This is a genomic window from uncultured Marinobacter sp. (assembly GCF_913055835.1).
In the GTDB taxonomy this organism is placed as follows: Bacteria; Pseudomonadota; Gammaproteobacteria; order Pseudomonadales; family Oleiphilaceae; genus Marinobacter.
This window is the reverse complement of record NZ_CAJXKQ010000030.1, coordinates 37067-54831: the sequence shown is the minus strand read 5'-3', so window position 1 is coordinate 54831 and position 17765 is coordinate 37067. Positions and strand designations below refer to the sequence as shown.

18 protein-coding genes are annotated in these 17765 nt (G+C 58.7%); 10 read left to right on the top strand and 8 right to left on the bottom strand.

Features of this window, described 5'->3' with window-relative positions:
• The 3 genes from ahpF to QZ534_RS14900 all read left to right on the top strand — a co-directional run.
• The coding region (gene ahpF, locus QZ534_RS14910) for an alkyl hydroperoxide reductase subunit F (protein ID WP_296935443.1) at positions 1-1182 on the top strand (1182 nt) is incomplete at its 5' end.
• 240 nt (positions 1183-1422) lie between these two features.
• Positions 1423-2127, top strand: a complete 705-nt coding sequence (locus QZ534_RS14905; protein ID WP_296935441.1) for a transporter substrate-binding domain-containing protein — start codon at positions 1423-1425, stop codon at positions 2125-2127.
• A gap of 102 nt (positions 2128-2229) precedes the next feature.
• Positions 2230-3384 (top strand): ABC transporter substrate-binding protein, encoded by a 1155-nt coding sequence (locus QZ534_RS14900; protein ID WP_296935439.1) that lies wholly within the window; start codon positions 2230-2232, stop codon positions 3382-3384.
• Positions 3385-3408: 24 nt separating this feature from the next.
• Here the strand turns inward: QZ534_RS14900 and QZ534_RS14895 are convergent, their stop codons facing one another.
• Both QZ534_RS14895 and QZ534_RS14890 read right to left on the bottom strand, forming a co-directional pair.
• The gene (locus QZ534_RS14895) at positions 3409-4077 is read right to left on the bottom strand and encodes a transglutaminase family protein (RefSeq protein WP_296935437.1); all 669 of its coding nucleotides are present in this window, start codon (positions 4075-4077) and stop codon (positions 3409-3411) included.
• 116 nt (positions 4078-4193) lie between these two features.
• Positions 4194-4922 carry an RNA methyltransferase gene (locus tag QZ534_RS14890; protein ID WP_296935435.1) on the bottom strand — a complete coding sequence of 243 codons (729 nt, stop codon included), beginning with the start codon at positions 4920-4922 and terminating at the stop codon, positions 4194-4196.
• Between the two features lie 156 nt (positions 4923-5078).
• Here QZ534_RS14890 and rlmE point away from each other — a divergent pair, with 156 nt between their 5' ends.
• Entirely contained in the window at positions 5079-5699 is a 621-nt protein-coding gene (gene rlmE, locus QZ534_RS14885) for a 23S rRNA (uridine(2552)-2'-O)-methyltransferase RlmE (RefSeq protein WP_296935433.1), read from the top strand.
• Between the two features lies 1 nt (position 5700).
• On the opposite strand, the gene QZ534_RS14880 is transcribed toward rlmE, so the two are convergent.
• Positions 5701-6735 carry a histone deacetylase family protein gene (locus QZ534_RS14880; protein WP_296935430.1) on the bottom strand — a complete coding sequence of 345 codons (1035 nt, stop codon included), beginning with the start codon at positions 6733-6735 and terminating at the stop codon, positions 5701-5703.
• Positions 6736-6878: 143 nt separating this feature from the next.
• On the opposite strand from QZ534_RS14880, the gene QZ534_RS14875 reads away from it, so the two are divergent.
• Complete coding sequence (locus QZ534_RS14875) at positions 6879-7427, top strand: YgjV family protein (RefSeq protein ID WP_296935428.1); 549 nt, start codon at positions 6879-6881, stop codon at positions 7425-7427.
• Positions 7428-7436: 9 nt separating this feature from the next.
• Here the strand turns inward: QZ534_RS14875 and QZ534_RS14870 are convergent, their stop codons facing one another.
• Positions 7437-8306, bottom strand: a complete 870-nt coding sequence (locus tag QZ534_RS14870; protein ID WP_296935426.1) for a carbohydrate kinase family protein — start codon at positions 8304-8306, stop codon at positions 7437-7439.
• Positions 8307-8518: 212 nt separating this feature from the next.
• On the opposite strand from QZ534_RS14870, the gene QZ534_RS14865 reads away from it, so the two are divergent.
• A complete protein-coding gene (locus QZ534_RS14865; RefSeq protein ID WP_296935425.1) occupies positions 8519-10045 on the top strand; it encodes an NAD(P)/FAD-dependent oxidoreductase in 1527 nt (508 codons plus the stop codon).
• Here the strand turns inward: QZ534_RS14865 and mltF are convergent, their stop codons facing one another.
• The gene (mltF, locus tag QZ534_RS14860) at positions 10046-11422 is read right to left on the bottom strand and encodes a membrane-bound lytic murein transglycosylase MltF (protein WP_296935424.1); all 1377 of its coding nucleotides are present in this window, start codon (positions 11420-11422) and stop codon (positions 10046-10048) included.
• Positions 11423-11607: 185 nt separating this feature from the next.
• Between mltF and QZ534_RS14855 the strand changes: the two genes are divergently transcribed.
• Positions 11608-12063: a DUF302 domain-containing protein gene (locus tag QZ534_RS14855; protein WP_296935422.1), complete on the top strand. Its 456-nt coding sequence runs from the start codon at positions 11608-11610 to the stop codon at positions 12061-12063.
• Positions 12064-12100: 37 nt separating this feature from the next.
• Here the strand turns inward: QZ534_RS14855 and QZ534_RS14850 are convergent, their stop codons facing one another.
• Positions 12101-12916: a TlpA disulfide reductase family protein gene (locus QZ534_RS14850; protein ID WP_296935421.1), complete on the bottom strand. Its 816-nt coding sequence runs from the start codon at positions 12914-12916 to the stop codon at positions 12101-12103.
• A gap of 332 nt (positions 12917-13248) precedes the next feature.
• Between QZ534_RS14850 and QZ534_RS14845 the strand changes: the two genes are divergently transcribed.
• On the top strand, positions 13249-14571 hold the full coding sequence (locus tag QZ534_RS14845) for a DEAD/DEAH box helicase (RefSeq protein WP_296935419.1): 1323 nt from the start codon (positions 13249-13251) through the stop codon (positions 14569-14571).
• 146 nt (positions 14572-14717) lie between these two features.
• Here the strand turns inward: QZ534_RS14845 and QZ534_RS14840 are convergent, their stop codons facing one another.
• The gene (locus tag QZ534_RS14840; protein ID WP_296935417.1) at positions 14718-15458 is read right to left on the bottom strand and encodes an OmpW family outer membrane protein; all 741 of its coding nucleotides are present in this window, start codon (positions 15456-15458) and stop codon (positions 14718-14720) included.
• Between the two features lie 167 nt (positions 15459-15625).
• The gene (locus QZ534_RS14835) at positions 15626-16096 is read right to left on the bottom strand and encodes a helix-turn-helix domain-containing protein (RefSeq protein ID WP_296935415.1); all 471 of its coding nucleotides are present in this window, start codon (positions 16094-16096) and stop codon (positions 15626-15628) included.
• 89 nt (positions 16097-16185) lie between these two features.
• Between QZ534_RS14835 and QZ534_RS14830 the strand changes: the two genes are divergently transcribed.
• The gene (locus QZ534_RS14830) at positions 16186-17298 is read left to right on the top strand and encodes an NADH:flavin oxidoreductase (protein WP_296935413.1); all 1113 of its coding nucleotides are present in this window, start codon (positions 16186-16188) and stop codon (positions 17296-17298) included.
• 154 nt (positions 17299-17452) lie between these two features.
• Positions 17453-17758 carry an outer membrane protein assembly factor BamE gene (gene bamE, locus QZ534_RS14825; RefSeq protein ID WP_296935411.1) on the top strand — a complete coding sequence of 102 codons (306 nt, stop codon included), beginning with the start codon at positions 17453-17455 and terminating at the stop codon, positions 17756-17758.
• Positions 17759-17765 lie beyond the last annotated feature (7 nt).

Here is a 17765-nt window from a genome sequence, read left to right as displayed (position 1 = left end):
GTTCAGGCCCTGAACCTGATGAGCGTGCTGAACCCGAACATCAAGAACACCTCCATCGACGGTGCCCTGTTCCAGGATGAAGTGGAAGAGCGTGAAGTGATGGCGGTGCCCAGCGTTTACATGAATGGTGAGCCCTGGGGCCAGGGCCGCATGACCCTGGAAGAGATTGTCGCCAAACTGGATACCAGCTCCAGCGAGAAAGACGCCGAGAAGATTAACCAGAAAGATACCTTCGAGGTTCTGGTGATTGGTGGCGGCCCGGCGGGTGCTTCTGCGGCCATCTACGCGGCCCGGAAGGGCATCTCCACCGGTATTGCGGCCGAGCGTTTCGGTGGCCAGGTGGCAGACACCATGGGCATCGAGAACCTGATCTCCGTGCCCTACACCGAAGGCCCGAAGCTTGTTGCGGCCATGGAGCAGCACGTCAAGGAGTACGACGTGGATATCATGAACATGCAGCGCGCCGAGAAACTGATCCCGGCGTCACGCCCGGGCATGCCCCACGAAGTAAGACTGGAAAACGGTGCCACGCTCAAGGCGCGCAGTCTGGTTCTGTCCACCGGTGCTCGCTGGCGCCAGATGGGCGTACCGGGAGAGGAAGAGTACCGTAACAAGGGCGTGGCCTACTGCCCGCACTGCGACGGTCCCCTGTTCAAGGGCAAGCGTGTTGCCGTGATCGGCGGTGGTAACTCCGGTGTTGAAGCCGCCATCGACCTGGCCGGCATCGTGGGCCACGTGACCCTGATCGAATTCGGTGCTGAAATGCGCGCCGACGAGGTGTTGCAGAAAAAACTGCGCAGCCTGAAGAACGTGGAGATCATCACGTCTGGACAGACCACCGAGATCACCGGTGAGAATGGCAAGGTCAACGGCCTGAACTACACCGATCGCAATTCCGGTGAGCAGCACCACATCTCCCTGGAAGGTGTGTTCGTGCAGATCGGCCTGGTGCCCAACACCGAGTGGCTCAAGGGCGACATCGAACTGAGCCAGCACGGTGAGATCATCGTCAACGATCGCAATGAAACCTCCATACCGGGTGTCTTTGCGGCGGGCGACGCGACCACTGTGCCTTACAAGCAGATCGTGATCTCCATGGGTGAGGGTTCCAAGGCCGCGCTGAGCGCCTTTGACTTTCTGATCCGTAACTCTGTGGATGAAAGCGAAGACGAAGCGGCGTAAAACAGAACACAGCCGCCTGATGAGAGAGAAGCACCGGAGCGATCCGGTGCTTTTTTTATGGCTAAACCCACAGGTTTAACAAGGTTTTTCTGGTACAAGTGAAACGACGTTGTCATACTTCCAGTTCTGTATGAAAAATAGTCACTTTTACCGTCATGGACCGATGTGCGTGTTATGAAATGCTTTCTACACACTTTTCGAGTGCTTTTATTCGGTGTAAGCATTCTCAGTGCACCCGCGATGGCCGATTCGGTGGTCCGGATTGCCGTTCCGGACATCACTAGCCTGCTGACGGAAAACCAGGATGGTGTTTACCAGAAAATTCTGTCCCGGGCCCTGGATGGGCTCGAGGTCACCGTCAGCGAGCAGTTTTATCCCTACAAACGGGCCATGATGGTCTTCGAGCAGCGTGGCGCCGACTGCATTTATTCCTTTACCGAAGTTCTGGAGCGGCGACTGGGCGAAGACGCTGTTATTGCAAGCTTTCCCCTGGGAAAGTTCACCTACTACCTGTTTACCCCGCCGGGCAACGAGCCCGTCAGCGCGCTGTCGAAACTGGAGGGTGAAACCGTAGGGGCGGTCATTGGCCATGAGACCTATCTGGACGGGGTTCTGGAGGATCACAATGTCAAAGTGGTCTGGTCGAAGAGCGATGCCCAGAACCTCGCCATGCTTGAGCATCAGCGCTTCAGCGCAATGATCGCTGCCGTTCCCGATGTCCGGCCATTCCTGGACAAGCTCAGCTACGATCCGGCAAGCCCGCTGCTTGAAAGTTATGACCGGCTTACCTGCCACAACACACAAGCCAACCGGCAATTCCTGAGCAGCCTGTCGGCCGAGATGAAGCGCCTGAAAAACGACGGCGTCTATGAACAACTGGCCGGAAAGCTTTATGTTGAGTTTGAAGACCCGGCTTCGGCAACTGAACCTTCTTCCCTGAACTGAGACTTCGGTTACGCATCTCAGCTTGTCTGTTACACGACAGGTCGGTAGCTTAGGCTTCACAAAAGCCAACCCAGGCAGATCCTCCAGAGGGTGATTTGTTGCATGAGGTCTTATCCAGCCCGCTTGTTGATCAGTTTCCTGCTCCTGCTTACAGCTTCTCTTGCAAACGCCGGCTCAAGGCCCAGCGCTGTCTTTCTTTCACCGGACGACTCCCGTTTCTGGCAACTGGTAGCCGGGTTCATGGAGGCAGTAGCGGAGGATCTCGAGGTTGACCTGGAGGTTCAATACGATCGGGAGAGCCATCGATTCAGCTATCTTCGCATGGCGAAGGAAGTGCTGAGCCGTGACGATAGGCCGGACTACCTGCTGTTCATGTGCAAGGAGCATGTCACCGAATCAATGCTCAGGCTCGCCGACGGGGCAGGCGTAAAGACATTTACCTTCAACACCGATGTGCCTGACGCCGCCCGGGCCAGCATCGGTATGCCCCGAACTGTCCTGCCGGGTTGGCTCGGCCATCTTTCTCCAGACAATATTGCCGCTGGCCGTACCCTGGTAACCTTGCTGGGCAGACAGGCCGAACAATTGGGGCTCGCCGCCGAGCCCAGCATTCCCATGGTGGCTCTCTCAGGGACTCGGGATTCCTCTGCCGCCAAGGACAGGGACGGGGGATTGCTGGCGGCTGCCGTCCAGCAGCGCAGCCAGCTTCTGCAACTGGTGTCTGCAAACTGGAGCGGAGCGCTGGCCCGCGAAAAAACAGAAATACTGCTGAAACGTTATCCGAATACGGTCTCCATCTGGAGCGCGAGCGATGGCATGGCACTGGGCGCCATTGAAGCCGCCCGGGATGCCGGCCGGTTTCCGGGGGCGAACCTGTTGGTGGGCAGCATAGACTGGCAACCGGAGGCGCTGGAGAAAATCCGTGAGGGAGAGTTGCTGGTCAGCCTGGGCCGACATTTCATGGGTGGTGGGCTTGCCCTGCTCCTGCTGCATGACTACCACCTGGGCCGGGATTTCGCTGATATGTCACCGGACTATGTTTTCCGCTACCAGCTGAAACCTGCAACCCGGGATAATATTGACCAGGTACAGCGCATTACGGACCCGGAGAATTGGAGCGCCGTTGATTTCCGTCGGTTCAGTCGCATCGGCGACACGGGGACCGGGCATGCAGTGCCTGATCCTGATGCCCTGCTGGATGCGATGACGGGGGCGCTGGCAGGGCAGGGAGCAGACGCGGTGGCGAGGACAGAGTAAGGCTTTCCTGGTTTCGGGCAGGCTCTAGGGACTCGATATATTCTGCTCAAGGCTCCCCTCAGGCATTTCAGGTTCCTCCTCGTCCTCAAATAGATGGCCATAGGCCGCCCGGACACCGGAGACGATGAAATCGTGGGGAACATCGTCGAACAGGCCATGATCGTTCACATACTCCATGTGCGCCTGGCCGTCCTCGGTGTACTCCTGAAACATGGAATCGTGCACGCCATCGAATTCCAGTGGTTCCACCTTCATCAGCTCGCACAGTTGCCGGTTGAACGCCGGCGTCGCCTTGACCCATTGGCCGTTCAGGTACAGCTCGATAAACCCGTGCATCCGGAAAATGTCCGAGCGCAGCCATTCGATCAGTTTCGGGCTGGACAGATGGTTGCGCACATCGGCCAGGCCCAGGCGGCTGGGAACGCCAATGGAGCGGGCGGCAGCGCCGAGTAGAACCGCCTTCGGAATGCAGTAGGTTTCGCCGCTTTCCAGGGCGTAGCTGGCACTGAAGGTGTTGGCGTCGGTCCGGAATACGTAGGGGTTGTAGCTGATGTTGTCACGAACGGCGAGATAGAGCGCCTTGATCTGTTCTACCGGTTCATCAGGAACACCCTCCAGCTGTGACTCAATCCAGGCTTTCAGCCGGGGATGGTCATAGTCGAAAAAGGCGGTGGGTTGGAGGTAGCGTTCCATAGTCATCAGTCCGGTTTCGGGATCAACTCCTGATCGTGCTCAATTAGCAATCTTCAGGCAATGGCGGGATCCGCCAGAACGATTGGGGAAAGTGCTCAGAGCATGGGGTTTGCAGTCTAAAGCTCACGCATTAATTCGTAGGTGCACATATTCACGGCCGAGGCCAGGTTCAGGGATTCGATCTGGCCCCGGCCCTGAATACTGTAAGGGGCAGCCTTCAGTTGGTCGAGGGCCTCCCGCGGCACACCCCGGGCCTCGTTGCCGAACAGATAGCAGTCATGCTGGTGGAAGGCCTGTGAGGCCATCGATTCGCCATTGAGATCGAGGCAGGCAAGGCTCTGGTAGCGGGCTGGAAGGCTGGCCAGTTCAACGTCGGTTTCAAGCGGCACGTGAAACAGCGCGCCCATGCTGGCTCGCACCACCTTCGGGTTGAACGGATCGACACTGCCCGGGCTCAACAGACACCGGAAACCGCCGAACCAGGCCAGGGTGCGCAAAATCGTGCCCAGGTTGCCGGGGTCCTGAACCTCGTGCAGATAAATCGCTTTCTCGCCGGGCACCGGTTCCGCCGGGCGCTCAGGCATGGGGACCACCGCCAGAATCCCCTGGGGTGTGCGGGTGTCGGCAAGCTGGGCCATCTGGCGATCGCTGATCACATGGGTTCGGAACGGGCTCTGCCAGTGCTCATAGGCACTGGTGACGTACAGTTCCGAAGCCTCGAGGGCGGGTTGGCGGGCGGCCGCTTTTTGCAGCTCGAGAATCAGGTGTTCGCCCTCAACCAGGTAGTGGCCGAACGACTGCCGGTACTTTTTCTGGTGCAGCTTTTTGATGTCGGCCAGATTCACGAGGGCAGTCTCCCGTCAGGTGGGCGTGGTGGATTCTTGAAAATCACAGAATGCTGGCCGGATTGTACGTGTGGCTGGTCCGGTTGTCAGGATTTTGCCGCCGCCCGGCGCGACACGTACAATTAGCGCATCGCTTTCCCGTTTTAAAGAGACCCCATGGCCCGATCCAAAAGCAGTAACCGCTGGCTTGAAGAGCACGTCAACGACCCCTTCGTGAAACAGGCGCAGGTAGATGGCTACCGCTCACGTGCCAGCTACAAGCTTCTTGAAATCAACAAGAAGGACCGGCTGATCCACCCCAACATGGTGGTGGTGGATCTGGGGTCTGCTCCTGGCGGCTGGTCCCAGGTGGCGGCCAAGCTGGTGGGCCACAAGGGCCGCGTGATTGCCTCCGATATCCTGCCCATGGACGCCATTGCCGGCGTGGATTTTATCCAGGGTGATTTCACCGAGAACGACGTGTTCGAAGCGATCATGGCCACCCTGGGCGATGACCCGGTGGACGTGGTGATTTCTGACATGGCGCCCAACATCAGCGGCGTGACCGTGGCCGACCAGGCCTCCTCCATGTACCTGGTGGAACTGGCCCTGGACATGGCTTGCCAGGTACTCAAGCCCAAAGGCAGCTTCCTGGCCAAGGTGTTTCAGGGCGAAGGCTACGACGAGTACCTGAAATCGGTACGTGCCGTGTTCGACAAGGTGGTGGTGCGCAAGCCGGATTCCTCTCGCTCCCGCTCCCGTGAAGTCTACGTTCTCGGCAAGGGCTTCAAGGGCTGAGTCAGCCTGCAGCCTGGTCGAAACCCTGCATTACGTTCACCGCATTCACGCCGATGGCGTCGACGTCGTAACCGCCTTCCATGGTAAAGACCGTCGGTAATCCAGGCCGTGCAAGACGCTGGCCCAGAGTCAGGTAATCGCCGGAGGTCAGCTTGAAGAAGGAAATCGGGTCTTCCTCGAAAGTGTCGACACCCAAGGCAACCACCAGGGCATCGGGCTGGAATGACTGTATCCGCTCGCAGGCTTTCTCCAGCCCCTGACTCCAGACGCTGTAGGGCGTGTTGGGCGGGTAGACCATGTTCAGGTTGTAGCCTTCGCCCGCGCCCTCGCCGGTCTCATCTTCAAAACCGAGAAAATGCGGGAACACCAGGTCCGGATCGCCGTGCAGGCTGATGGTCAGCACGTCGTTGCGATTGTAGAAAATCGCCTGGGTGCCGTTGCCGTGATGGAAGTCCACATCCAGTACGGCAACCCTGCCAAAGCCCTGATCGCGGAAGGCCTGGGCCACGATGGCGGCGTTGTTTAAAAAGCAGTAGCCGCCGAACAGGTCAGCGTGGGCGTGATGCCCCGGCGGCCGGCACAGAGCAAACGCGGCGCGCTCGCCTCCGGCCACCAGCTTCTGGGCAGTCAGGGCCACATTGGCGGAGGCCCGGGCCGCTTCCCAGGTGCCGTCCGAAATCGAAGTCTCTGCCGCAAAGCTGTAGTAGCCCAACCGGCCGTCGATGTCTTTGGGCAGCCGGTGGCGCATGCCGCGACCGGCCCACACCGCCGGGATCGCTTCACCCGGTTTGCCGGCCGCCAGCCACTCCTGCCAGCAGGTTTCCAGGAACGCTACGTAATCGGCGGTGTGCACCCGTTTGACGGGCTCAAGACCAAATTCTTCCGGTTCCAGGATCTCGCCAAGGGCCTGATCCTTCACTCGTGCCAGGATGGTTTCGGCACGGGAAGGTTTTTCGTGGGGCTCGATCAGCAGCCCGCCGTCCAGTTCGGTTTTGACATGACGGCGGCTGTGCAGGGGCGAGAATACGGTCTTCATGGTCTTGGGTGATCCTTGCTGAATGACGTGAGCACTTTGGCACAGGGGGCTTCATGGCTCAAAGGCCCTGATTGTGGCAGGCTAAACCCTTTTGCGGGCAGAGGGGATTACCGATATGGCGACGAGCGAAAGGCCGGTGAAGGATGATTGATCTGATCGCGGATATGACCCTCGCCGAAGTGCTAGGTCAGGTGTGCGGTCTTGTAGCCCTGGGTTTCTGTATCGCCGGCTTTGCCAACAAGAACGACGACCGGCTGATGATGCTTTTAATCTCGGCCAACGTTGCCTTTGCCCTGATGTTCGCGTTTTTCGAGAGCTGGACCGCCTCGGCACTGACGGTACTGGTGATTGTGCGCATTACCCTGGCGCGCAAGTATCAGGGTAACTGGCCCATCATGCTGGGCATGCTGGCGGTGAACCTGGTGGTCGCCTGGGCGACCTGGAAATCCATCACCGACGTATTCCCTCTCGCCGCCGCTGTTTTCGGCACCGTGGGCATGTTCATGCTCCGGGGCATTCCCCTGCGCATTGTCCTGGGGCTGGCGGCCCTGGCCTGGATGCTCAACAACATCGTGATCGGCTCCGTGGGCGGCACCCTGGCCGAGGGAATGGTGCTGGTCACCAACATCATCACCATCATCCGCCTCTATCGGTTGCAGAAGAAATACCCCGATTTCACCCCGGGTAGCTGATTCCGGGTGTCAGGCCAGCCGTTCAGGGCTCAGCTCAGGCGATGCCAGATCCCGGCTGGTGACACAGAGAGCTCCGCAGATTGCGCCGGCCCGCAGGCAGTCTGCCAATCCGGCGCCTTGCAGGTAGCGGTGCAGGAAGCCGCTGAAAAAGGCATCGCCGGCGCCGTTGGTATCGACCACCCCGGAGACTGACACCACCGGCTGATCCAGCCATTGCCCGTCGCCTGTCAGCAGTGTCGCCCCTTCCGAACCGTGGGTGCAGACCACGAACTCCTTGCCCCTATTGATCAGCCCCTCCATGGTGGCGCGGTAGTCCGGAAGGTTGTCGCTGGACAGGAAGATGGCCCGTGCGGCGTCGATAAAGGGTTCATGATAGGAATTGTGGCCGTCGTAGTCGTGCAGGTCGGTCCAGATGGGCGTGCCTGCTGCCTTCAGCCACGGCAGGGCCGACCGGGTGTATCCAAGGATGTTTACCACCGCCACGGAGCACTCTGCCAGTGCCTGTTGCGCTTGGGCCCAGTCGACATTTTCAGGCTCAGGAGGTGGTTGGATGAACAGGGAAATGCGTTTGCCGTCGGCCGACATCAGGTTCACATGCTGTTCGGTCGGGGCGTCGGTCTTTTCGGTCAGAAGCCGGATCCCGGGGTGGCCGAGTGCAGCCTGAACCTGCTGGCCTTCGGTATCCCGGCCCAGCAATGTATGGAAAACCACGGTTTGCCCGAGGGCCGCCAGGTTCAGGCTCTTGCCAGCGCCGGTACTGCCCAGGGCCCGGTAGCTGTCAGTGGGCCAGATGGTCTGGGCTTCCGGTGTCGGCAGTTCCGGCAGGTGGATGATGGTATCCAGCGAGGCACCGCCGAGAATGAGGATTGGTTTTGTCATGGTAGTCTCGTCCAGAGTTCAGGAGCACAAGTCATTGTAGGCAGGGTTTCGATTCTGCAGATCCTCCTTCCGGCTACGCCCCCGGCAGGATACTGACTGAAACAACCGGGGGGCGGGACCACTATGGCCAATTCCTGAGCAGGCGAGCCTGAGCTATCTTGATTGCAGGCCATTGATTATAAAAAGCGGACTGGAATCCGAGAGGACAGGCAATGAGTAACCAGCATTTCGATGTACTGATCATCGGCGCCGGCGTTTCCGGCATTGGCATGGCATGCCATCTGAAGCGCGAGTGCCCCGGGAAGTCATTCGCCATCCTTGAGCGCAGGCAGTCACTGGGCGGCACCTGGGACCTGTTCCGCTATCCGGGTATACGCTCGGATTCGGACATGTTCACCTTCGGCTACAACTTTCGGCCGTGGACTGGCGCCAAGGTGCTGGCGGACGGTGCGTCGATCAAGAATTATGTGGCGGAGACCGCGAGGGAATACGATGTTGAGCGCCGCATTCGCTTTGGCCTGGCGGTCAAGACGGCTGACTGGTCGGGTGTCGACAAATGCTGGAAGCTCACGGCCCTGAACGAAGCAACCGGCGAAACCGAGCACTACACTGCCAACTTCATGGTCGGATGCACCGGCTATTACAACTATGATCAGGGCTACAAACCGGACTTCCCGGGAGAAGAAGACTTTCGCGGCCAGATTGTCCATCCGCAGCACTGGCCAGAGGATCTCGACTACACGGGCAAGAAGGTGGTGGTGATTGGCAGCGGCGCAACCGCCATAACCCTGGTGCCGACCATGGCAGAGCAGGCCGCCCACGTGACTATGCTCCAGCGCTCACCCACGTATCTGATGCCCCTGCCCTCCACCGACAAGGTGACACTGGCCCTGCAGAAGATTCTGCCCGAGAAAACTGCCTATCGGCTGACCCGGGCCCGGAACATCTCCATTTCCCGTTTTCTTTACCAGCGCTCCAGAAAGAGCCCGCAGTTCATGCGCCGGCTGTTCCTGGGCATTATCAAACGCAAGGTTGGTGACACCGCCGACATGCGGCACTTCACGCCCGATTACAATCCCTGGGACCAGCGCCTGTGCGTGGTAAAGGACGGGGATCTGTTCCAGGCGATGAAAGCGGGCAAGGCCTCCATCGCCACCGATCATATTGACCGCTTTACCGAAACCGGCATTCGCCTGAAATCCGGCGAGGAACTGGCAGCCGACATCATCATTCCGGCCACCGGCCTGGATATCCAGATGCTTGGTGGTGTCCGGCCAACGGTGGACGGCCAGGAAGTGGTGATGAAAGACAAAATCATCTACAAGAACGTGATGGTAGAGGGCGTGCCTAACGCCGGTATGATCTTTGGCTACACCAACATTTCCTGGACTCTGAAGGTGGACATTGCCGCCGAATATCTGTGCCGGCTAATGAACCTGATGGACAAGCGTGGCTATCGTACCGTGGTGGCCCGGGATACGGAGAACAGTCGCGGCGACGACACCGTCCTTGGCTCCCTGGACGCCGGCTATATTCGCCGGGCCGCCGATCGCCTGCCCCGCCAGGGCACTCACGGACCCTGGAAGTCGTCCCAGAACTATCTCGAGGACGTGAAAATCCTGCGCTTCGAGCAGATCGAGGATGGCTACCTGGAATTTGATGGCAAGCGGACCCACGCGAGCCACAAGGAATCCGGTGGTTTCCTGCGGCCCCTGCGCTCGGCCCTGTTCGGCACTTGATTATTCAAAGGCCGAACGAATAACGTCCCGGTAGTTGCGGATTCGCTGCACGTAATGCACGGGCTCATAGCCGCGGGCGTATCCATAACGGGTGCTGGGGTAGTATCGCTTGTCGGCCTTGAGGGGTAAAACCTCGGTCATGTCCTGCCAGGAATCCGGATTCTTGTTCAGGGTCCGGGCCAGCGCCCGGGCATCCAGCAGATGGCCCCGGCCGATGTTGTAGCTGGCCAGCGCCAGGAAGGTGCGGTCCGGCTCCGGAATGGTCTCCGGCAGGCGGCGGTGCCGGTCGGCCAGGTACCGGGCACCGCCGTCAATGGCGGTTTCCGGATCCAGGCGGTTGGTCACCCCCAGCGACTCTGCAGTCCGCTGGGTCAGCATCATGATGCCGCGAACACCGGTGGGTGATTTTGCATCCGGGTCCCAGTGGGACTCCTGATAGGACAGGGCGGCGAGCAGGTCGGCCGGCATGCCGGTTTTCGCCTCGGCTTCCCGGAATTCGTCGATGAACTCGGGCAAACGGTCCTCGATCCGGCGGTTCAGCGCCCGCAGGTCGACAAAATCAAAATCACCAATGTAGGAATAGTAGCGGTTTTCCATCAGGCCAATGGCTTCATCGCCGTCGACGCTGTTCATCCATTCATGGGCATCGTCTCCAAGCGCCTGAAAGCTCTTGGGCAGGTACCAACCCAGATTACGACCGTCCGTCAGCGTCATGGCGACTTCCAGATGCGGAAAATGCCGGCGCATCACCTGCACAATGTTGGAATCTGCGACCGTGCAGCCCACTTCCTGTTCGGCAACATCCGAGAGAATCACTTCTGTGGTGCGATCAGCATCTTCCTTAAACCCGATTCCCGGATGTTGCTCATTCAGCTTGTTCAGGGTTTCGACATAGCTGGAGCCAGCGGTCACGACAATATCGGTTCCGGGAATATCCTCGGGTTTCCGGGGCATGGGTCGGGCATCGCGATGGCACACCAGTTGTTCGGTAATCTCGGTGTGGGCCGGGCCCCGGGCAAAACGCTCATCGCGGGAGGCCAGGTGGGTCAGGCCGGCCGCTGCCAGGTGCGTGTTGCCGGCCTCAAGCGCAGCAAGCACCTCGCTGGTGGACTCCAGCATGGTCCACTCCACCTGCCAGCCCCTTTGCTCGGCATAGGCACTGATCAGTGCGTGTTCGGGCCCGACGGGGTTTTCATGGCGGTCCAGGTAATAAGTCGTGGAGCCGTTACGGGTGGCGACTTTGAGTATGCCGGTTTCCGACGGCGGTTTGAGTTCTGCTGTCGGCTGTGTGGTCGTCTGTTGGCTGTTATTTTCACTGCAACCGGCGAACAAGAGCGGCAGAATCAGAATACCGGATGCGAACTTCCATCGGAACATAGCGAAGTCTTTCCTGTCTTTTGGGACAATGTCTACGTATAAACACGTATCTCCCTACCATAGTACTCGCTATCTGCCGTTTCGGATTGCTCAGACCAGATTTGCTCGCCTATTGCTGCTCCTGCAAGCGCATTGCTGACTTGTGTTCTATGCTGAAATCCTCTGCAAAATCTCCGGAGGACACCATGCGCTTTATTTTCAGACTGGCTCTGATGACTTCCACTCTGTTGTTCGCAATGCACACCCTGGCGGCAGACGGATTAGTCGCGGTCAAAAGTAGCCACGACGTCAAAGCCACCGCAGACAAACTCGAGTCTGTGCTGAAAGAGAAGGGCATGACGGTCATGGCCCGGGTTAATCATCAGCAGGGCGCCGAAAAAGCCGGTCTGGAATTGCGCCCGACCGAAGTGGTTATTTTTGGCAACCCCAAAGTCGGCACGCCGCTGATGCAGTGCGCCCAGAGTGTCGCCATTGATCTACCCCAGAAAGCCCTGATCTGGGAAGATGCCAGCGGCGAGGTGTGGCTGGGGTACAACAACCCCGAGTACCTGAAAAACCGTCATGGCATTGAAGGGTGCGATGAGGTGCTCGACAAAGTGAGCGGCGCACTGGGGAATTTTGCCAGAGCGGCCACTCAGTAGATAAACCTCAGGCCACTATCGGGAAATCGAGTCAGGATCATTCTTCCGGTGTACGGATCTTCTCCAGGCCCCTGGCCAGGGTTGCCCTGGACAGTTCCCCCATGTGGGAATCGATTAGTTGGCCCCGGGCATTGTAGAAAAGGGTGGTTGGCAAGCCGCTGCTGCCCACTGCCCGGGCCAGCTTAGCCTGATCATCCTGGTACAGGTTGTCCAGATTCAGGCGGTTTTCCTCCAGAAATGCGCGGATGGTCTCGGGCTGCTCCCGCTGATTGGCGAAAACAAAGATGATGTCCTTATAGATATGCTGGGCTTCTTCCAGCACCGGCATTTCCCGGATACAGGGCGGACACCAGGTTGCCCAGAGATTGACGACCATGGGTTTGCCCGCAGCCAACTGATCCATACTGACGGCTTCGCCATTGAGCGATCGTAGCGCAACGTCCGGCATGCCGCGGGCCTGCTGTTCGATCAGGGTAATGGTTCCCGCAGTACCGGCCCAGAACAGGGCGCCGGTCAACGCGGCCGCGGCCAGTGGCTTGCGCTGTGGTTTCCTGTGCCACATCAGGAAGCCGGTGAACAGGATGGCGCCGATGACACCCCAGAGCACATCAAAACCGCCGTCCCGGATATCAATGATGCCCAGCAGGTCGTTCCGGTAATGCTCGAAGTAGCTGATCACGAAACCGATCCGGGCGCTCAGCATTGCCACCACAAAAATATCGGCCACCGATCCGGCCACCGGCACGCGGTATTTCCGGCCCAGTATCCCTCCAACCAGCAAAGCCAGGCCGAAGGCGATAACCAGGAGCAGGTGGCCGATGGACAGGCTCAAGGGACCGATGCTGACGCTCATTCCTGTAGCTACCTTACAGAGATTCGTATTGGGTTATGGTGATCAGAACACTCTGACTTTGGTAAGTGCGCCAGGTTCCGTCGGATGCTCATTATAATCACCTATGGCTAATTGGCCGGGCCTCTGTTACTGTGCGCCCATCCTGCCTCTAGGGATTCCGCAGTTTAAGGCTTCAGGCCCGTGCGACCTATCCATACGACCTGTCAGAGGACGTCACCCCGATAACGGCGCGTGACCGTAGTCGTCTTTTATTCCATGAATGTTCATGGCATCTGCCCGCATTCGCCGAAAACGGTGGTCGTGGAGGCAGAATAATCAAGAGTTGATCTTATATGAGTTTTTCTTCACTCGGTTTGTCCGAGCAGCTGGTTCGTGCCACGTCTGACCAGGGTTATGACACCCCGTCCCCCATCCAGGCCCAGGCCATCCCCGCCGTGCTTTCCGGCCGGGACGTTATGGCCGCAGCCCAGACCGGCACCGGCAAAACCGCCGGGTTTACCTTGCCCTTGCTGCAGCGTCTGGGTGACAACCCGCGCACTGGCAAAGGCCCCCGCGCCCTGATCCTGACGCCCACCCGTGAACTGGCGGCGCAGGTTCATGACAGCGTGAATCTTTACAGCAAATACATCCCGACGAAGGCTGCCGTTGTCTTCGGTGGTGTGAAAATCAACCCGCAAATGATGAAGCTGCGCAAGGGTCTGGACGTGCTGGTGGCAACACCGGGCCGTCTGATGGATCTGTATCAGCAGAACGCGGTGCGCTTCAACGAAGTGGAAATCCTGGTGCTGGACGAAGCCGACCGCATGCTGGATATGGGCTTTATCCGCGACATTCGCAAGATCCTTGCGCTGCTGCCGGCCAAACGCCAGAACCTGTTGTTCTCTGCCACCTTCTCCAACGATATTCGCAAGCTTGCCGAAGGCTTGCTGGACAACCCCGTACAGGTTGAAGTTGCGGCCCGCAACACCACCGCGGAGAAAGTGAAGCAGTCCGTCTATCCAGTGGACCAGAGCCAGAAGACCGCGCTGCTGAGCAAGCTGGTGCGGGACAACAGCTGGGACCAGGTGCTGGTGTTTACCCGCACCAAGCATGGCGCCAACCGCCTGACCCAGAAGCTGGAGAAGGACGGCATTACCGCAGCTGCAATCCACGGCAACAAGTCACAGGGTGCCCGCACCCGCGCGCTGGCGGACTTCAAGGCCGGCGAAGTGCGCGTTCTGGTGGCCACGGATATTGCTGCTCGCGGTCTGGATATCAAACAGCTGCCCCAGGTAGTGAACTTTGAACTGCCCAACGTGCCGGAAGATTACGTGCACCGTATCGGCCGTACCGGCCGTGCCGGTGAAAGTGGTCACGCCCTGTCACTGGTCAGTGCCGATGAAGGCAAACTGCTCGCGGGCATCGAAAAGCTGATCAAGAAACAGCTGCCGCGCAAGGAAGTGGAAGGTTTTGAGCCGAAGAACAACCTGCCGCTCAAGCCCAAGGCAAAGGCCGATCCCAGCCGCGCCCGCAATCGGAATGGTAACGGCGGCGGCAATGGTCGTCCCGGCGGAAAGCCGAAGAGCTTCGGCGCCAAACCAGGTGGTCGCAGTGGTGGCCGTAGCCAGAATGGCGGTGGTCAGCGGAGTCGTCCGGCTCAGCGCCAGAGCGCCTGAGGGGCTTATAAGCAGTGACTAAAGACGGAGCTTCGGCTCCGTTTTTCTTTTTTCAGGGAAGAAAAAAGCGGGGCCGGAGGACCCCGCACAGGAGAACGCACCTTCCGCCAGCCAACAGACCGTGGCGACTGGCGGAGGCACGGGGATCAGAACTTGTAGGAGACGCCTACCATGTAGACCCAGGGGTCGATATCAACGTCGATGGTGCTGGTGTCGGCTACCGCATTGCCCGCGTAGGCATTGATGGTGGCTTCGGTGTCGATGTCGATCCACCAGACCGCTGCGTTGATACCGACGTTTTCGGTGATCATGTAATCAAAACCGATTTCAGCCGCCAGACCAAAGCTGTCATCCAGCTCGATATCGGTGCTGGTAATCGTACCGGCGGGGGTTCCCAGGTTAGCTTCTGCAACCGAGTCGTAGACTCCTGTGAGCGTGCTGGTTGTCTTCTCTTCAAAGAAATTGGTGTAGTTTACGCCTGCACCAACATAAGGCTGGAATTTGCTACCGCTGGGCATCGGGAAGTATTGCAGCGTGATGGTGGGCGGCAAGTGCTTGGTCTCTGCCAGTTTGCCGGCGCCACCGAGAACTGCGCCATCGCCTTCAATGTCGTGTTTGAAAGGAGTCGCAGCAAGTACGCCAACAGCAATCTGGTCGGTCAGCATGTAGCTTGCGGTCAGTCCGAGCTGACTGTTGGAATCAACGCTGACGTTGGCGCCATTGATTTCGCCCACAGCCTCAGACTTCAGGTTGCCGCTGGAAGAATCCGGATCAACCGTTGCCACACCAACACGGCCAATAAAATCACCAGCTTCGTACGCCTGAACAGCCGGAGCAGCAGCCATAACCGCCGCAGCCAGAACACCAAGTTTGAATGTACGGGACATATCCATCTCCTTAACCTGAATCGTTGATGACTGCAGATTAATGACATCGGGAAATGGAAACTTGATTTAGCGCAAGAATGCCCGGGCAGGTGAGTGCGTTTGATCAGCGGATTGATTCAACTCAAAAAAACAGACGGTGTTGGGGTTGCTGCGGGTATTGCGGATGGTCAGGCCGAGTTCTTTTTTCCGGCTGGCAGGCTTTCTTCCGGCACAAACACATCCCGAATGGACAGGGGCTGGCCATCGGCGTCCTGGACTTCCACCGTGTGAATCGGTCGACCTGTAGCGCGGTCCCGCAGGTCAAGGGGCGCCTCATCCGGAGCCGGGTTCCATTTGTCCCCCCACTGACGAAGCGCGATAACCACCGGGAAAAGATCCCTGCCTTTTTCGGTCAGGCGGTATTCAAAGCGTGATCCGTGCTCGCCCACGTCGACCTTGCGCAGTACTTCGTTATCCACCAGCCGTGCCAGGCGGTCACACAGGATATTCTTGGCGATGCCCAGTTCCTGCTGGAAATCCACGAACCGGCGGGTGCCATACATGGCGTGCAGCACAATGAGCAGCGACCACCAGTCGCCCACTTCATTGAGGGCGCGGGCGACGGAACAGCTGGAGTCATCAAAACGTTTTCTGGCCATGGTGGCAGTGTACCGAATAGGGTTGCATTTTAAAACCAGATTGAATAGGGTTGCTTTACGAAACCAAATTAGTGAGGTTGCACATTACCATGAGCATGAATCTTGGCCCGCTTTTCGAACCGTTTGAACTCCACAACCTCAAACTCCGCAACCGTGTGGCTATGGCGCCCATGACCCGTAACTTCTCGCCGGATGGCGTTCCGGGAGAGAACGTGGTGGCCTATTACCGCCGCCGTGCCGAGGCGGGTGTTGGCCTGATCATTACCGAAGGCACGACCGTCAATCACCAGGCGGCCAATGGCTATCCGAACGTTCCGGCGTTTCACGGCTCCGATGCTCTGGAAGGCTGGAAAAACGTGGTCGACGCGGTACACGAGGCCGGTGGTGCGATTTTCCCGCAGCTCTGGCACGTGGGTGCTGTCAGGAAAGAGGGTACGCCTCCGGATCCTTCGATCCCTGGCTACAGTCCTTCCGGTTTGTTCGCGCCTGGCAAGCCCAACGGCAAGGCCATGACCAAGGAAGACATCGAGGACGTGGTCACCGCATTTGCTGATGCGGCCCAGGACGCCAAAGCCCTAGGTTTTGACGGTGTGGAAATCCATGGCGCCCATGGCTACCTGCTGGACCAGTTCCTGTGGGAAGGCACCAACCAGCGCGATGATGAGTATGGCGGCAGTCTGGAAAACCGCCTGCGTTTCGTAGTGGAAATCGTCGAGGCGGTGCGTCACCGGGTCGGCCCGGACTTCCCGATCATGCTCCGGTTCTCCCAGTGGAAGCAGCAGGATTACGAAGCCAAACTGGTCAACAGCCCGGAGGAACTCGAACGGTTCCTGAAGCCCCTGGTGGAAGCCGGTGTCGACATTTTCCACGCCTCCACCCGCCGCTTCTGGGAGCCGGAGTTTGAAGGCTCGGATCTGAACCTCGCCGGCTGGACCCAGAAGCTGTCCGGAAAACCCACCATGTCCGTGGGCAGCGTTGGTCTGACGGAAGACTTCATCAGCGGCACTTTTGCCAGCAAGCAGGAAGCGGTCGAGAAAGCCGGTATCGATGAACTGGTGGAGCGGATGAACAACCACGAGTTTGAGCTGATCGCCGTGGGTCGGGCACTTCTGCAGGATCCCGAATGGCTGATCAAGGTGAAAGAAGGCCGCCTGAACGAGGTGGAATCCTTCGCCAAGAAGTCCCTGGCCAAGTTGTATTGATTACCCCTTCGATCAAGTGATCGAAACTTGCCGCAGAGCCTCCGGGCCTGCGGCTTTTTTGTGCCCAGTGAATCTGTCGTCTTCGTAATCGCGTCAGATCAGAGACACGTTATGATGGGTGAAATTCACCCGAATATGAGGGATCGGTATGTCGATGATTGGTTCGATCAAAACGTTGTCCGTGGCTCTGGTAATGACGGCCATGGTGGGCTGTGCCACCGTTGGTAAGGACTTCGCCACCCACAATGTGGACCAGATCCAGATTGGTGAGACCACCCGGGCCGATATCCAGGAAATGTTCGGCGAGCCCTGGCGCACCGGGATCGAGGACGGCAAACGCACCTGGACCTATGGCAAGTACAAGTGGTCTGCCTTCGGTGATGCCGAAACCACTGACCTGGTGGTACGGTTCAACCAGGACGGAACCGTCTCATCCTACGTGTACAACACCACCGAATAACGCGAGA

Bases quoted from the DNA above. Each gene is read 5' to 3' on its own strand.
- QZ534_RS14900 (WP_296935439.1), top strand. From the start codon at position 2,230: ATGAGGTCTTATCCAGCCCGCTTGTTGATCAGTTTCCTGCTCCTGCTT.
- QZ534_RS14850 (WP_296935421.1), bottom strand. From the start codon at position 12,916: ATGAGCGTCAGCATCGGTCCCTTGAGCCTGTCCATCGGCCACCTGCTC.
- rlmE (WP_296935433.1), top strand. From the start codon at position 5,079: ATGGCCCGATCCAAAAGCAGTAACCGCTGGCTTGAAGAGCACGTCAAC.
- QZ534_RS14865 (WP_296935425.1), top strand. From the start codon at position 8,519: ATGAGTAACCAGCATTTCGATGTACTGATCATCGGCGCCGGCGTTTCC.
- QZ534_RS14855 (WP_296935422.1), top strand. From the start codon at position 11,608: ATGCGCTTTATTTTCAGACTGGCTCTGATGACTTCCACTCTGTTGTTC.
- mltF (WP_296935424.1), bottom strand. From the start codon at position 11,422: ATGTTCCGATGGAAGTTCGCATCCGGTATTCTGATTCTGCCGCTCTTG.
- QZ534_RS14830 (WP_296935413.1), top strand. From the start codon at position 16,186: ATGAGCATGAATCTTGGCCCGCTTTTCGAACCGTTTGAACTCCACAAC.
- QZ534_RS14840 (WP_296935417.1), bottom strand. From the start codon at position 15,458: ATGTCCCGTACATTCAAACTTGGTGTTCTGGCTGCGGCGGTTATGGCT.
- QZ534_RS14880 (WP_296935430.1), bottom strand. From the start codon at position 6,735: ATGAAGACCGTATTCTCGCCCCTGCACAGCCGCCGTCATGTCAAAACC.
- QZ534_RS14875 (WP_296935428.1), top strand. From the start codon at position 6,879: ATGATTGATCTGATCGCGGATATGACCCTCGCCGAAGTGCTAGGTCAG.
- QZ534_RS14895 (WP_296935437.1), bottom strand. From the start codon at position 4,077: ATGGAACGCTACCTCCAACCCACCGCCTTTTTCGACTATGACCATCCC.
- bamE (WP_296935411.1), top strand. From the start codon at position 17,453: ATGATTGGTTCGATCAAAACGTTGTCCGTGGCTCTGGTAATGACGGCC.
- QZ534_RS14870 (WP_296935426.1), bottom strand. From the start codon at position 8,306: ATGACAAAACCAATCCTCATTCTCGGCGGTGCCTCGCTGGATACCATC.
- QZ534_RS14835 (WP_296935415.1), bottom strand. From the start codon at position 16,096: ATGGCCAGAAAACGTTTTGATGACTCCAGCTGTTCCGTCGCCCGCGCC.
- QZ534_RS14845 (WP_296935419.1), top strand. From the start codon at position 13,249: ATGAGTTTTTCTTCACTCGGTTTGTCCGAGCAGCTGGTTCGTGCCACG.
- QZ534_RS14905 (WP_296935441.1), top strand. From the start codon at position 1,423: ATGGCCGATTCGGTGGTCCGGATTGCCGTTCCGGACATCACTAGCCTG.